This window comes from Nostoc sp. JL23, assembly GCF_017115065.1.
GTDB classification, from domain to species: Bacteria; Cyanobacteriota; Cyanobacteriia; order Cyanobacteriales; family Nostocaceae; genus Nostoc; species Nostoc punctiforme_A.
In genome coordinates this window covers 148385-163140 of the sequence record NZ_JABXKN010000132.1, presented here as the reverse complement: position 1 = coordinate 163140, position 14756 = coordinate 148385, and the positions used below count along the sequence as shown (strand labels likewise).

At 42.0% G+C, this 14756-nt stretch carries 13 protein-coding genes and 3 pseudogenes; 9 read left to right on the top strand and 7 right to left on the bottom strand.

The annotated features are described in order from the left end of the window. Positions 1-132 precede the first annotated feature (132 nt). On the top strand, positions 133-963 hold the full coding sequence (locus HWQ42_RS28525; RefSeq protein ID WP_292736955.1) for a ScpA family protein: 831 nt from the start codon (positions 133-135) through the stop codon (positions 961-963). A 449-nt stretch (positions 964-1412) separates the two neighbouring features. Further along, positions 1413-2582, top strand: a complete 1170-nt coding sequence (locus tag HWQ42_RS28520; RefSeq protein WP_292736957.1) for an NDP-sugar synthase — start codon at positions 1413-1415, stop codon at positions 2580-2582. Between the two features lie 72 nt (positions 2583-2654). Here HWQ42_RS28520 and speA read toward each other — a convergent pair whose 3' ends face one another. Continuing rightward, complete coding sequence (gene speA / locus HWQ42_RS28515; protein WP_292817837.1) at positions 2655-4670, bottom strand: biosynthetic arginine decarboxylase; 2016 nt, start codon at positions 4668-4670, stop codon at positions 2655-2657. Positions 4671-4918: 248 nt separating this feature from the next. Here speA and ndk point away from each other — a divergent pair, with 248 nt between their 5' ends. Further along, a complete protein-coding gene (gene ndk / locus HWQ42_RS28510; RefSeq protein ID WP_104910011.1) occupies positions 4919-5368 on the top strand; it encodes a nucleoside-diphosphate kinase in 450 nt (149 codons plus the stop codon). Between the two features lie 97 nt (positions 5369-5465). Here the strand turns inward: ndk and HWQ42_RS28505 are convergent, their stop codons facing one another. Further along, positions 5466-6188 carry a TerC family protein gene (locus tag HWQ42_RS28505; RefSeq protein WP_292817798.1) on the bottom strand — a complete coding sequence of 241 codons (723 nt, stop codon included), beginning with the start codon at positions 6186-6188 and terminating at the stop codon, positions 5466-5468. A gap of 271 nt (positions 6189-6459) precedes the next feature. On the opposite strand from HWQ42_RS28505, the gene HWQ42_RS28500 reads away from it, so the two are divergent. Beyond that, positions 6460-6729: a type II toxin-antitoxin system ParD family antitoxin gene (locus HWQ42_RS28500; protein ID WP_292817796.1), complete on the top strand. Its 270-nt coding sequence runs from the start codon at positions 6460-6462 to the stop codon at positions 6727-6729. Positions 6730-6788: 59 nt separating this feature from the next. Further along, a complete protein-coding gene (locus HWQ42_RS35655; RefSeq protein ID WP_367119071.1) occupies positions 6789-6923 on the top strand; it encodes a hypothetical protein in 135 nt (44 codons plus the stop codon). On the opposite strand, the pseudogene HWQ42_RS35650 reads toward HWQ42_RS35655, so the two are convergent. The 5 genes and pseudogenes from HWQ42_RS35650 to HWQ42_RS28475 all read right to left on the bottom strand — a co-directional run. Further along, positions 6900-7028 (bottom strand): annotated as a pseudogene (locus HWQ42_RS35650) (tetratricopeptide repeat protein); the annotation flags it as partial. The gene HWQ42_RS35655 and the pseudogene HWQ42_RS35650 sit on opposite strands and share 24 nt — an antisense overlap. Before the next feature lie 836 nt (positions 7029-7864). Continuing rightward, entirely contained in the window at positions 7865-8305 is a 441-nt protein-coding gene (locus HWQ42_RS28490; protein ID WP_292817794.1) for a hypothetical protein, read from the bottom strand. A 67-nt stretch (positions 8306-8372) separates the two neighbouring features. Beyond that, a complete protein-coding gene (locus tag HWQ42_RS28485; RefSeq protein ID WP_292817792.1) occupies positions 8373-9062 on the bottom strand; it encodes a hypothetical protein in 690 nt (229 codons plus the stop codon). 92 nt (positions 9063-9154) lie between these two features. Beyond that, positions 9155-9944 (bottom strand): annotated as a pseudogene (locus HWQ42_RS28480) (Uma2 family endonuclease). 30 nt (positions 9945-9974) lie between these two features. Then, complete coding sequence (locus tag HWQ42_RS28475; protein ID WP_334813292.1) at positions 9975-10235, bottom strand: hypothetical protein; 261 nt, start codon at positions 10233-10235, stop codon at positions 9975-9977. 111 nt (positions 10236-10346) lie between these two features. On the opposite strand from HWQ42_RS28475, the pseudogene HWQ42_RS35645 reads away from it, so the two are divergent. From HWQ42_RS35645 to HWQ42_RS28450, 4 genes and pseudogenes are all read left to right on the top strand, one after another. Beyond that, a pseudogene (locus tag HWQ42_RS35645) lies at positions 10347-11449 on the top strand (ISAs1 family transposase). 23 nt (positions 11450-11472) lie between these two features. Continuing rightward, positions 11473-11739 (top strand): hypothetical protein, encoded by a 267-nt coding sequence (locus HWQ42_RS28460; protein ID WP_292817786.1) that lies wholly within the window; start codon positions 11473-11475, stop codon positions 11737-11739. A 200-nt stretch (positions 11740-11939) separates the two neighbouring features. Beyond that, on the top strand, positions 11940-13913 hold the full coding sequence (gene acs / locus HWQ42_RS28455) for an acetate--CoA ligase (RefSeq protein WP_292817784.1): 1974 nt from the start codon (positions 11940-11942) through the stop codon (positions 13911-13913). A gap of 126 nt (positions 13914-14039) precedes the next feature. Continuing rightward, positions 14040-14720 carry a tetratricopeptide repeat protein gene (locus HWQ42_RS28450; RefSeq protein WP_292817782.1) on the top strand — a complete coding sequence of 227 codons (681 nt, stop codon included), beginning with the start codon at positions 14040-14042 and terminating at the stop codon, positions 14718-14720. Positions 14721-14756: the final 36 nt, after the last annotated feature.

Sequence of the window (14756 nt, the reverse complement as noted above, 5' to 3'; positions counted from 1 at the left end):
ACTGCCAGCAGGCAATTTCTGAATAAAAGAAGCGCAAGCGAATATATACAGTAAACGCTTTGCCAATAGTCAATTAGTTGAGTGTTGAATTTACAGTCTTTTGATTCTGATTAATTAACTTAGAACCTGTTGATGGAAGCTTCCGAGCTGTTAGAAACAATCACATTTTTGATTTATCAAGCCGAGCAGGGGGAAATTGATCCTTGGGATGTCCAAGTGATTGAGGTGATTGACCGCTATTTAGAACTGATGGCACCTGGGGCAATAACAAGAGGCTATGAAGCGGACTTGTCTCAATCTGGACAGGCATTTTTATCAGCATCAATGCTGGTATTGTTCAAAGCCAATACCTTGATGCAATTGTCAACAATAGGAGATGCACAAGATGGTTTAGAAGATGATGCCCTGTTGGAAGGTGAAGACGGTGTATTACATCAGGGTCATCGTCTACCATTAGAACGGCAATTGCGTCGTCGTCCAGCGGCAATGCCGCCACCAAAGCGCCGGGTGACTCTGCAAGAGTTAATCGAGCAATTGCAGATTATGGCTAACCAACTGAAGTTGGTAGAAAAAGTTAGCAAACCTATCCGTCCCAGGCGTCAACCTAGCGTCCAAAGTATGCGGGAGGCGCTGGAGTTAGCTCACCAGGAAAATCTGACAGAAGTCGCTGGGGAACTAGAGCAGGTGTTGAAATTGTCGACAAGAGAGTTAAGTTTAGAACAAAATTGGGTGAATTTAGAACAACTTGTAGAATTGTGGACTAAGACAAAGCTTTTCAAGCAAAGTGGGTCTGGACATGAGTCTGAACACAGTAACCTAGTTAGCGTTTTCTGGGCACTACTATTACTCTCGGCTCAATCGAAAGTAGAGCTATTTCAAGAGGACTTTTATCATGAAATTAAAATTCGCTTAATTAGAGATTCAGCTAATATCGGCAAACCTTTTGAGAATCCGATGAACTAAGTCCGTAAATTCGTGGCGAATTGAGAGTTTAAGTTTAAACGCAGAGGGGAGGCAGCGCGTTGCGGGGGTTTCCACGGCACTCGCTCATGGGGAGAACCCCCAAGACCGCGCTGCCTCACCGTTGTAACGGCTGCCGTCGTGCAAAGTATAGCGCAGAGTTTTTTGAGTCCATTCGCTATTAGAAAAATAGGAATTTATTTATGGGGTTTTCCTCCTAGCTTTCAGCATAGCTGCTTCCTACATTGTCATAGATTTTTGATTCAGCCCCAAAATCCGAGTAAATTGAAAAGATAAGCGATCGCTTGTCATCTAAGTATACCGATGGTTGTAATAACCACTAAATTCCTGTTATCCCTATTCTGGGGGATGACTTAGAGCAGAAATAAAAACTGATGATTAAGTATCACTCGATGAAAGTAAACTGGCTTGTGGTTGAGGAATAAATTTTTATGAAAGCGATGATTCTCGCGGCTGGCAAGGGTACTCGCGTGCGTCCGATTACGTACACTATGCCCAAGCCGATGATGCCCATCCTGCAAAAGCCAGTGATGGAGTTCTTGCTGGAACTGTTACGCCATCATGGATTTGACCAGATTCTAGTCAATGTTAGTCATTTGGCTGAGGAAATAGAAAACTATTTCCGTGATGGTCAGCGTTTTGGGGTGCAGATTGCCTATTCGTTTGAAGGAAAAATTGATGACGACGGTAAACTGGTAGGCGAAGCGATAGGTTCAGCTGGAGGGATGCGGCGCATCCAAGACTTCTCACCGTTTTTTGATGATACCTTTGTGGTTTTGTGCGGTGATGCTTTAATTGACTTGGATTTAACTGCGGCTGTTAAATGGCATAAATCCAAAGGAGCGATCGCTACTATTATTACAAAATCTGTCCCCAAGGAAGAAGTTTCTAGCTATGGTGTAGTTGTGACTGATGAAGAGGGTCGTGTCAAAGCTTTCCAAGAAAAACCTTCAACTGAAGAAGCCCTCAGCACCAACATCAACACAGGTATTTATATCTTTGAGCCAGAAGTTTTTGATTATATCCCCTCTGGCGTGGAATATGACATTGGTAGCCAATTGTTTCCCAAATTAGTAGAAATCAAAGCTCCCTTTTACGCCATTCCTATGGACTTTGAATGGGTAGATATTGGTAAAGTCCCAGACTATTGGCGGGCGATTCGCGGTGTGCTACTGGGTGAAATCAAAAATGTGCAAATTCCTGGTCATGAAGTCGCCCCCGGTATCTACACTGGCTTAAATGTCGCCGTAAATTGGGACAAAGTAGATATCACAGGCCCCGTTTACATTGGCGGTATGACGAGAATCGAAGACGGAGCTAAAATTGTCGGACCAGCAATGATTGGCCCCAATTGTTGGATTTGTAGTGGCGCAACAGTAGAAAACAGTGTGATTTTTGAATGGTCGCGGCTGGGTCCTGGAGTCCGGTTAGTCGATAAGCTGGTATTTGGACGTTATTGCGTAGATAAAACTGGCGCTGCGATCGATGTTCAAGCTGCTGCTTTAGACTGGCTGATTACTGATGCTCGTCAGACACCACCATCACATACCCCTGTTGAGCGACAAGCGATAGAGGAATTGTTGGGGACGAACGTAAATTAGGGGACAGGGAATAGGGAATAGGGTATAGGATATAGGGAACAAATCTGTAACCTATACCCTGTAACCTTTACCCTAACTATTTAAGTACGTATATCTTCTCAGACTCTGCTCGTAGGTTTGCAGTAGTCGTTGAGATTCTGCTAGGGTGATGCGATTTTCTTCTAATGCTTTCTCGCAGCGCTGGCGAATGTTTTCCACCATATCTTCGGAGTCATACTGGACGTAGCTAACTACTTCGCTCATGGTGTCACCTTTGACAATGTGTTCAATTTGGTAGCCTTTGGGGGTTAATTGGATGTGAACAGCGTTGGTGTCGCCAAACAGGTTGTGCAAATTGCCCATGATTTCCTGGTAAGCTCCATTCAAGAACATTCCCAAATAATAGGGTTGTCCGGGCTTATGGGTGTGTAGTTCTAAAACCGACTTGACATCGCGCAGGTCAATAAATCGGTCGATTTTGCCATCACTGTCGCAGGTGAGGTCTGCCAAAATTCCCCGCCGCGTTGGTTCTTCATCTAAGCGGTGGATTGGCATGATCGGAAATAGTTGATCGATCGCCCAGCAATCTGGTGCTGATTGGAACACTGACATATTCACGTAGTAGATGGAAGCCATGATTTTTTCTAGGTCTTCCAGTTCATCGGGTACGTATTCTTGCTGTCTAGTGATGGTAAGAATTTTTTGGCAACAAGCCCAGTAGAGGCGTTCGGCCTTAGCTCGTTCTCTGAGGCGTAAAATTCCTAAGTTGAAGCGGCTGATGGCTTCTTCTTTGAATTGTGCAGCGTCATGGTAGAACTCCTGATAATTCTCTTTGTTGATGGATTGGTAAGTTTCCCAAAGATAATTAATAATCGGGGATTCTCCCTCTTGTGGAGGTTCTGGGTTGTCGAGAGGGACATCACTAGTACTGAGAACATCAAAAATCAGCACCGACTGATGGGAAGCGATCGCTCGTCCACTTTCACTAATCAGTGTTGGTACGGAAATCTGCCGCTCTGCACAGGTATCTTTTAACTCTGCCACGATGTCGTTGGCATAGTTCTGCATGTTGTAATTTTTCGATGCATAGAAGTTGGTTTGGGAGCCATCATAATCCACACCCAAGCCACCACCAACATCAAGGTATTTCATATCCGCTCCCAGCATTGCCAATTCTACATAAATGCGGCTGGCTTCTTGGATAGCATCTTTAATTACATTAATGGCAGAGATTTGTGAGCCGATGTGGAAGTGCATCAACTGCAAAGAATCGAGCAGGTTTGCTTCCCGTAATTTGTCAACAGCCTCGATTACTTCAGGCATTGTCAAACCAAATTTAGCGCGATCGCCACTAGAGGCTCCCCAACGTCCCATGCCTTGGGTACTGAGTTTAGCACGAACACCTAATATCGGCTTAATACCTAACTGGCGATTGGCATCTATCACCAAATCAACTTCTTCAATCTGTTCTAAGACGATGATTGGTGTTTGCCCTAGTCTTTGGGCTAACATCGCCGTTTCGATGTATTCTCGGTCTTTGTAACCGTTGCAAACTAACAATGCTCCTGGTGTATCCAACACAGCTAGAGCAATCATTAATTCTGGCTTGGAACCGGCTTCTAAACCAAACTGATGGGGTTTGCCAAATTTCACTAAATCCTCAATCAAATGCCGTTCTTGATTGCATTTGACGGGAAACACGCCACGGTAGACACCAGGGTAATTGTAGCGAGCGATCGCTTTGGCAAAACAAGCATTCAACCGCTCAATCCGGTCTTCCAAAATATCGGAAAAGCGAATCAACATGGGAAGTCCCAAGTTGCGCTGTTTCATGGAGTTGACCAATTCAAACAAGTCAAGAGATCCCCCGCGATCGCCCTTGGGTGACACGGTAACGTGACCAGCAGCGCTAATGGAAAAATAAGGTTGTCCCCATCCTTCAATACGGTACAAGGCTTCGCTATCCTCAATTTTCCAGGAGCGAGGTAAATCTCCTGTGGTAGGACTCGGTGGTAAAAGTTTTTTGTGCTTATGATTTTTCACTTCTTTTTGTCCATTGGACGGTACTTGTACCACCTCGTCAGATGTAGCAGTTGACTCAACACCCATTTCTTCTTGACCTCTGTTTTTCACCCACGAGTTAACAATTTAGCGCATTCATCTGGGAACGTATATGCACCTAAAGATAATTTCTGAGATAAACTCTGATTGGTCAAGAGTCGTATGTCATTAGTCATTAGTCATTAGTCATTAGTCATTGGTCATTAGTGGAAAACCCTTGGATTCAAGACAAAAGACGACAAAGGACAAATGACAAATGACTAGATAAAAACTTTATTAAGCTTTGGGAGATAGCAATGGAGCGTACATTTTTAGCAATTAAGCCTGATGGAGTCCAACGGGGATTAGTGGGGGAAATTATCCGTCGCTTTGAAACCAAGGGTTTTACTCTAGTTGGTTTAAAGTTACTGAAAGTCAGCCGGGAATTGGCTGAACAACACTATGGTGTTCATCGAGAACGTCCCTTTTTTGGTGGTCTAGTCGAATTTATCACTTCTAGCCCAGTGGTGGCGATGGTATGGGAAGGTGATGGCGTTATTGCATCTGCCAGAAAGATTATTGGTGCGACAAACCCTTTAACAGCAGAGCCAGGAACGATTCGCGGCGATTTTGGACTGAATATTGGTCGCAATTTAATCCACGGTTCTGATGCTCCAGAAACCGCGCAACAAGAAGTAGCCTTATGGTTTAAGGATGAAGAATTGGTCAGTTGGCAACCACACTTAACGCCTTGGTTGCACGAGTAAGACATTAGGGGAGAGGTTACAGGTGACAGGTTACAGGGTATAGGGAATAATCTGTACCTGTACCTGTACCCTGTACCCTATTCCCTCTCCCCTCTTCTTATTTAGAGACTTCGCTCTTTTCCGGTTCTACTTGGGGTAATTCAGTACTAACGCGCTTAGAAAATCCCCAACCTAAAATCAGGAAGATGGCAGCAATCATGATCCATTCTGGTGGAACTAAACTATCGTTGACCACTTTCAACAACAAGCGTAAACCCACCAAGGCTACAGTTACATAGCCTGCGTCTTCTAGGTTTTCATATTCGTCTAGCCAACGGATAAACAATCCCGCCATGAATCGCAGCGTAATAATACCAATTGTTGCACCCGTTAGCACTAGCCATTTTTCTTGAGAAACTGCGATCGCAGTTGTCACGCTATCCAAAGAAAATGCCAAATCTGTAAATGCAATTACGGGTATGGCTTGCAACAACGAAGTAAAACGCGGTCCGTGATGGTGATCGTCCTTCGATTCTTCCGAGGTAAAGTGTTGGAATACCAACCACAGCAAATAAGTAGCGCCCAATAATTCAAATTGCCAGAATTGTTGTACCCAAGTGGCAGTAAGAATCAGGGAGATTCGCAGCACATAAGCAACGACTAAACCAAAGTTCAAAGCTTTACGCTCAAGTTCTTTGTCTTCCAGCCCCCTAGCGATCGCAGCGAGAGCGATGGCATTGTCGGCAGATAATAGCGCCTCTAAAAGCACCAGGATTACCAGAACTATAAGGGCTTCAAGGCTGAAATGAAAATCGAGGTAATCAAAAATTCGGTCTAGCATTCCGGGTTTCTCAAGCAGAAAAATTAAAATTTGACAAGAAGAGAGATTTGCATATTAAAAAGCGCAATAAATTGCCACTCTAATTCAGCTTAACGCGCTTGTGGTGCATTTTGAAGAGGGTTGAGTGTGTGCGATCGCAGTGGGACTGGGGTAATTTGCGTATAAGTCAATACACCAAAAGTTTTAACATCTAGCTTAGTGCGATCGCAATGGACTGCTGTTAGTTCGCATCTAAAATTAGAAGATGAGAACAAAAATATGGTAGTAACTTATGAATATTTCCTTAACAACCGAGCTTGAGCAGTTTATTCAAGGTCAAGTTGCAAGCGGGAAGTACACCTCAAATGAGGAAGTGATTCTTGCTGGTATTAGGCTGTTAGAAGAACGGGAACGTATTTACAAGGGTCGGTTTGAGGAACTGCAAAGAGAAATTGCGATCGGGGTTGAGCAACTCGATCGGGGAGAACGACTCGACGGTAGAGAAGTAATCGAGCAACTGCGTCAAAAAAACCAAGCTTTGAGAAAGACTCAGGCACAATAATAAGTTTATATTTTCTATCGCCTCAAGCTGCCCAAGATTTACAAGAAATTAACGATTACTTGTTTGCTGGAAATCTAGATTCCTCAGATAGGTTGCTCACACTCATTAATCAAAAGTTGGATACTTTGGCACAGTTTCCCAGTATGGGACGCAGACGAACGGTTATCACTCTTTTGAGCTTGAAGATTTTCTAGATTTTGCCGAACAGTAACCGTATTGGGATGATTTACCCCAAACACCTGCTGACGAATTTCTAAAGCTTGCAGAAACAGAGGTTCAGCTTGGTCATAGCGTCCTTGAGAATCATAAGCAGATGTTTACATTCCAGAGAGTTAAAGGCTAATCCTGTTTCTCTGCTTAAAGTCGGGTGTACTTTTTAAAGGAACAGTTTCAACCTGAATAACAATTGCTTCAGCATTGATAATAAAATATTTCATCTTTGTAAGAAATACTTAAACCTTTCTTATAAATGCTTCAATCTGAGTAACAATTGCTTCAACATTGATAATAAAATATTTAATCTTTGCAAGAAATGCTTAAACCTTTCTTATAAATGCTTTAACGTGAGTAACAATTGTTTTAACATTGATAAAAAAATAGTTAATCTTTGTAAGAAATACTTAAACCTTTCTTATAAATGCTTTAACGTGAGTAACAATTGTTTGAACATTGGCAATAAAAAATTGAAGGTTTGCAACAAATACTTAGGGTATGTGCAATTAAGATACCTCACCTTGATTTGATTATATAAAATTTTTCCCTCTCCTTAGTAACGCTATGGTGTACACACAAGTCTGAAGTAGCTGATTAACCAGGGTTTTACCCCACCCTAACCCTCCCCGTATGTATTGGGGAGGGAACTGGATTTCCGGCTTCCTCCCAATTCATCGGGGGGATTGAGGGGGGTAATTTGACTTGTTTAACCGTAGCCTCAGTAACAAGAGGGATGTCTGATAGGACAGGGTGAGTTTTTTTACTGTAAAATCAAACAGCGATCGCTCTTTTAAATGCTGTCTTATAGTAAAAATTAATAAAATCATGCGATCGCTACCATTATCTTTTAGTAGCTCAACATTACCATTGCGAATTCGATACTTTAAGGGCAATTGAATTTACCACTACTCAACTAAAAATCTCACAAAATCTCTGCTAACTTTCCCACCAAAGTGTTTGCCAAATCCAAGAACCTAATTTCATTTGTATCAATACTATTTCCTTCACCAGCTAATAAGTTTCTCACAGCAGATAACCTGTCATCTGTTTCAGAAATTCTCCAAGCTTCATCTAAGTTTACTGCAAAATCAAACAGCGATCGCTCGCCTAAATGCTCTCTTATCCTAACAGCTACACTATCATTACTTACCAGAAATTCTTTAATAGTATCTAATTGAAAATTACCTAATATTTCATCATGTCCCCACGTTTCTAGCCAGTCTCCCTCCACATCCTCAACGTAAATATTGACAAAATCAACCCCATAAGTTAGCCAGTTCTGCTGCATTTGTCGCGCCGTCGCTAAAGCTTCAGCAAATGTATCTACTTGATTGTTGCAGTGAGTTTCTCTTTTATTAGCCATAGAAGCTGTAATTAGCACGTAAGTATGTAGGCTAGACACAAATCTGAAATATCAAATTCCTGAAAGTTCACGAAAATTTTAAATATTTGCCACCAGAAAGGTAATCACTGTTATACAGGGCCACGTTGACTAACTGGTTAACAAAATTAGTATCCTTGGGATTGTAACTTAAGAACAATCCTCTCTCTATTTCCCACGATCGCAGTGTATTTTGCCAAGCTTCGTACTTTTGGTGATTGAGTTCTTCAGAAACACTGGTAATTTGAATGCACAGTGGTTGATTGTTACGACTAACAATTAAATCTGTTGCCATTGAAAGGTCGGCAATATAACGCTGCCAAAAACTACCTTCTCGCTGAACTATATCTTGAGCTATTGATCTAATGATATCATTATCAACCTGATTAAATTCGCCTGCCATCAATTTTTGCTTCCAAATATAAAACTTGGAGTCACTTGCATTAAACCATCGGGGAAAGAGATAACCATACCAATATCTTTCAATTGGCGTCATCATCTCGAATTTTGCTTTTTGTTCATCTTCTGAAGGTAAGGATTTAATCATCAGCCATATTGTCGAATCCGTAATCACCTCTAGCAGAAAGGCGATGACAAAAGGTTTTGCAGTCAGGGAACCTGGCTTGATGTTTTTTACCCAACGATTGATTTCATCTAATCTTCTCGCTAAATTATGATCTATCGAGGAGGCTTGCTCGATAAGGGACTTTAGCTTATCCTTAATTTCTTGTGCTTGCAATCGATGCCCTACTTTCAGAAGATTACGCTTTTTTTACACATTGATAACTAGATTTTAACTTGAAAATGTATTTAGTTAATTTTCTGATGTAATTAAATATTCTCTAGGTCGATGCCCTGTATACGTAAAGCCTCCCGCAGTCGAGCAATTTCTTGCTCTGCTTATTGGGCGCGTTCTTCTGCCTGTTCGGCACGTAAACATTCTTGTTCAGCCAATTCTTCTGATGATAGTATCAATTGATTTTCAGTAGTGAAGAATCTTAATTTACCTTCATAAACTCCTAAATAAAGTTCTAACTGCTGACTCCACAAACGTCCATCAGTGGTTACTTGGATTTCTTGATACTTACCATCAACTAAATGAAATCCCTGAAGTTCCATTGTTACAGGATAAAACCATAAATAATCTGGTGTACGGAAGGTATCTTGGTAAACTTGTTTTTTTAAACCTTTATCAACTGTTGCCGTTGATCTTGACAAAATTTCCACAGTAAACTTGTTTTTTTAAACCTTTATCAACTGTTGCCGTTGAGCTTGACAAAATTTCCACAATCAAGTTGGGATATTTGCCGTCTTGTTGCCAAACTACCCAACTCTTACGGTCTTTTTTCTGAGTTCCCAAAACTACAAAAAACTCTGGACCACGGAAGCTTTCTGGTTTTTTTTGGTTAGGACTGTAGTAAATTGTCAAATTGCCAGAAGCATAAAAATCTTGCCTATCTCGCCACCACAATTTAAGGATGCGAATCAGCAAATCGATTTGGTCGCGGTGTAGGTCACTTTCCAAGGATGGTTCGTCACTCAGTATATCACCAGGAGAAAAAATAACTTCGTCTTTTGAAATACCATCAGAGATGATTTCTAGAGTAGCAGGTTCAGACATCAGCGATCGCCCCGCAATTATACGTTAATTTTACTGAAAATTTGGTAACTTACAAATGCCTTTGAAAACTTGCAATAATTCAATTGCATCTGAAGATTGAATCAAATTTAATAATGGCATTAACTCATAAGTTGACTGGTTGTCATGTCTTAAATAAACAAATTGATAAAGCTGTCCATTAGTTACCAAACCCCAAACTGATGGTTGTTGATCTAAACTTTTAAAAGCATAAGTGAGTAATTGAGGTAAACCCTCAATCACATTGACCGAACTATTTTTTGTTTCAATCACTAGAAGCCAAAATGGCGGCGCAATATTACTTTGAGGCAGGGCTATTTCATTCTAAATGTAGACGCAATATGGTAAGATGCAGCGCCAGTTCTACTTCAAGCATCTATTACCGTGTCTGAAATCGAAATTATCAAAGCTTTTGCAGGTCTAAAAGACCCCCGTCGCCGCGCCGGACAGAGACATAATCTACCATTATCTTTGGCACTTTTCACATTGGCGATCGCAGCAGGGAACAAAGGATTTTTAGCAATTGGAGACTGGATTTCAAGCTACCGTGAGCCGTTGATTGAACTTTTTCAACCGCCAAAAAATAGACTACCATCTTATAGCACTGTACGTCGTGCCTTATTACACGTAGATTACAAAGATTATTCCGTATGTCTGAGCAAATTCTTTAATGTACAACCAAAGACTGGAGAAACTGTTGGGTTAGATGGTAAAGTCCTCAAAGGTTCATATCAGATTGAAAATGATAACCCTAACTCGGATTCGCATCCAGCGATTATGTTAGTTAGTTCTTATATTGTTGAGCGAGGCTTAATTTTAGAGCCATTTCAAGTTGATGCAAAAACTAATGATATTATTGCTTTACCTGAGTTGATTTCCAAACTGGCTCTCAATGGAGTTATCTTTGCAATTGAAGCTATTAATACTCAAAAAAAACTTGTGAGTTGATTATAAATAGTGGGAATGATTATATTGCCGCCTTAAAAGGCAATCAGCTTAACTTATTCAAAGATGTCAAAACAAATTTCACACCAGAATTGGCTTATGAGCAGATAAATAAAGGGCATGGTCGAATCGAAAAGCGTCATGTCAGTATTTGTAAAAATCTCGATGGTATTCGTCCTTGGCCTGGACTTACCACTTTGATTAAAGTCAAATCAGAGCGTCAGGTTTTCACACACAATGTGATTGAAGTAACTAATGAAACCCGTTATTATATTTCATCTTTAAGTGAAACGGCGCAAGCCTTTGCTGAACGTATCAGAGGATATTGGGGTGTTGAGAATAAAGTCCACTATGTTCGAGACGTTACTCAAGGCGAAGATAAATCTAGAATTCGCACTACTCCTCTTACTCAAATTTTTGCGCTTGCTCGCAATTTTTCACTTAATTTATATCGCAGTAATATGTTTGAAAATATGGCACAAGCTCAACGTTTATGTTCTTTTGGACTAGACACACTCAAGCAGCTTTTTAGAATGAAATAGCCCTGGTTTTAGAGCATCCCGAATTGCCATTACACAACAATCCTGCCGAGTTGGCTGCTAGGACTATGGTGCAGCGACGCAATATTAGCTATGCTACTCAAACTCCACAAGGTACAAAAGCGTGGGATATTTTTATGTCCCTTGTTGACACTACCCGTAAATTGGGTATCAGCTTTTTTCAATACATGCGTGACCGGATTTCTCGAATTGGAAATATTCCGTCTTTAGCAACCATTATTCGGGAGAAATCTTCTTTTAATCTATTTGGTGGGTCGTGGATGCCAGAATAATTTTCTACCCCGAACTATTGAGGGGATACTTGTAAAACGTCTTTAAATTTCTTGATCGCTTGCTTTTGCTAGATGAAAATGAATGTAAACTAAATAACTCGGCAATTTTTACCTAGCTTAACGAAAATCTAAACCCTGCATAGCACAACTGGGCTAAGAATAGTTTTTAGTAACAATAGCGATCGCACTCATAACTAACTATGTCTGAACCAAATATCGAATCAATCCTCCAAGAGCACCGCCTCTTCCATCCTCCCTCGGAATTCTCGCAGAATGCCCATATCAAAAGCCTGGAAGACTATCAGCGTCTCTACGACAAAGCCAAAGCCGATCCGCAGCAATTTTGGGCAGATTTGGCTGGAACAGAATTAGAATGGTTTCAAAAATGGGATACAGTATTAGACTGGCAACCACCTTTTGCTAAGTGGTTCGTTGGTGGTAAGATGAATATTTCTTACAACTGCCTTGACAGACATCTCACTACCTGGCGCAAAAATAAAGCAGCACTGATTTGGGAAGGAGAACCAGGTGATTCCCGTACTCTTACTTACGCCCAACTGCACCGGGAAGTTTGCCAGTTCGCCAATGTATTGAAGCAACTGGGTGTACAAAAAGGCGATCGCGTTGGTATTTATATGCCGATGATTCCTGAAGCTGCGATCGCAATGTTAGCCTGTGCCCGAATTGGCGCACCCCATAGTGTGGTATTTGGTGGTTTTAGTGCCGAAGCTTTGCGCGATCGCTTAATTGATGCTCAAGCGAAACTGGTAATCACGGCTGATGGTGGTTGGCGCAAAGATGCGATCGTTCCTCTCAAGGCACAGGTAGATAAAGCCTTAGCTGATGGTGCTGTTCCCAGTGTAGAAAATGTCCTCGTTGTCAAGCGCACCGGACAAGAAACTTATATGCAGTTGGGGGGACGCGATCATTGGTGGCATGATTTGCAAAAGGGTGTATCAGCAGATTGTCCCGCCGAACCGATGGACAGCGAAGATATGCTGTTTGTCCTCTACACTTCTGGCAGCACGGGCAAACCGAAGGGTGTAGTGCATACAACTGCTGGTTATAATTTGTATACCCATATCACCACCAAGTGGATTTTTGACCTTCAAGACACAGATGTATATTGGTGTACCGCTGATGTTGGTTGGATTACGGGACACAGCTACATAGTCTACGGTCCGCTTTCCAACGGTGCAACCACAGTGATGTATGAAGGTGCGCCCCGTGCTTCAAATCCTGGCTGTTTTTGGGATGTAATTGAAAAATACGGCGTTAATATTTTTTATACAGCACCTACGGCAATTCGGGCATTTATTAAGATGGGAGAACAACATCCGAATGCGCGAAACTTGTCTTCGTTGCGTTTGCTGGGAACCGTCGGCGAACCGATTAACCCCGAAGCTTGGATGTGGTATCACAAAGTAATTGGTGGGGAACGTTGTCCGATTGTCGATACTTGGTGGCAAACAGAAACAGGCGGTATCATGATTACACCGCTACCAGGGGCGATTCCCACCAAACCCGGTTCCGCAACTCTTCCCTTCCCAGGAATTATTGCAGATGTCGTAGATTTAGAAGGAAACACCGTACCTAATAACGAAGGTGGTTATCTAGCAGTGCGCTATCCGTGGCCAGGAATGATGCGGACAGTCTACGGCGATCCAGAACGCTTCCGCCGTACCTACTGGGAACACATTCCACCCCAAAATGGTAACTATACTTACTTTGCTGGTGATGGCGCAAGACAAGATGAAGACGGTTACTTCTGGGTAATGGGTCGTGTGGATGACGTACTGAATGTATCTGGACACCGACTGGGTACAATGGAAGTGGAATCAGCGTTAGTTTCACATCCAGCGGTTGCAGAGGCGGCGGTAGTGGGTAAACCCGATGAACTTAAGGGTGAAGAAGTAGTTGCTTTTGTGACTTTAGAAGGCACTTATCAGGGAAGTGAGGAACTGAGTAAAGAACTCAAACTGCATGTTGTCAAAGAAATTGGTGCGATCGCACGTCCGGGAGAAATCCGCTTTACAGACTCTTTGCCCAAAACGCGATCGGGTAAGATTATGCGGCGCTTGCTGCGGAATCTAGCTGCGGGGCAAGAGGTATCTGGAGATACTTCGACATTAGAAGATCGGGGTGTGTTGGATAAGTTACGAGAAGGTGTGTAAATAATTCCCAATGGCTTAATAGGGGCGCACATATATGCGCCCTTATCGTCTTTCTTGTGATGCATTACGCGCTAACGCAGGCCAATTTATCATAAAGATTAGAACATTATTGAGGCATTCAGGGCGATGAAGGTGAAGTGCAAATCCAAATCAGCATTTGTTCAACCTATTGGCTGCATGATGCTGAGTATTATCAGTGTAATGGGGATATCACCATTAGTCTTAGCGGTTCCTGGACAAGTTTCTTTGAATTCGCCACAACAGTCTGCACAGAGACAACCACAAAAACTAGCACAAGCTTCAGGTACAGATGCACCAGAGCGATCGCAACTCCTGCAACAAGCCAATGGTTTATTTAGTCAGGGAGACTTGACAGGTGCAGAGGAAAGTTTACGCAAATTAATTAAAAAATTCCCAGAAGATGCCTTCGGACACTTTCAACTGGGAAATGTACTTTTTCGGCAAAAGAAACCAGAAGATGCAATTAGCTCTTTTCGAGAAGCCATTCGCCTCAAGCCAAAATATGCTCTAGCTTACAATGCGATCGGTATTGTTTACGCAAGCCAGAGTCGCTGGCAAGAAGCCATTACTGAATATAAAAAAGCTCTGGAAATTAATCCTAATTATGGCGAAGGGCTGACTAATTTTGCACTGGCATTGTGGCAAACAAATAAAAAAGACGAGGCGCTATCTTCTTTAGAAAAAGCTTTAAATATTTTCAAAGAACAGAATAGAGGTGAAAAAGTTAACCAAGTAGAACGAATTTTAAAAGAGATCAAAACTGCTGATGAGCCTGGTGTTTCATAAACATCATAAGAATCTCACGTAGAGACGCAAGAGTTT

Bases quoted from the DNA above. Each gene is read 5' to 3' on its own strand.
- HWQ42_RS28450 (WP_292817782.1), top strand. From the start codon at position 14,040: ATGAAGGTGAAGTGCAAATCCAAATCAGCATTTGTTCAACCTATTGGC.
- HWQ42_RS28500 (WP_292817796.1), top strand. From the start codon at position 6,460: ATGAATATTTCCTTAACAACCGAGCTTGAGCAGTTTATTCAAGGTCAA.
- ndk (WP_104910011.1), top strand. From the start codon at position 4,919: ATGGAGCGTACATTTTTAGCAATTAAGCCTGATGGAGTCCAACGGGGA.
- speA (WP_292817837.1), bottom strand. From the start codon at position 4,670: ATGGGTGTTGAGTCAACTGCTACATCTGACGAGGTGGTACAAGTACCG.
- HWQ42_RS28490 (WP_292817794.1), bottom strand. From the start codon at position 8,305: ATGGCTAATAAAAGAGAAACTCACTGCAACAATCAAGTAGATACATTT.
- acs (WP_292817784.1), top strand. From the start codon at position 11,940: ATGTCTGAACCAAATATCGAATCAATCCTCCAAGAGCACCGCCTCTTC.
- HWQ42_RS28520 (WP_292736957.1), top strand. From the start codon at position 1,413: ATGAAAGCGATGATTCTCGCGGCTGGCAAGGGTACTCGCGTGCGTCCG.
- HWQ42_RS28525 (WP_292736955.1), top strand. From the start codon at position 133: ATGGAAGCTTCCGAGCTGTTAGAAACAATCACATTTTTGATTTATCAA.
- HWQ42_RS28505 (WP_292817798.1), bottom strand. From the start codon at position 6,188: ATGCTAGACCGAATTTTTGATTACCTCGATTTTCATTTCAGCCTTGAA.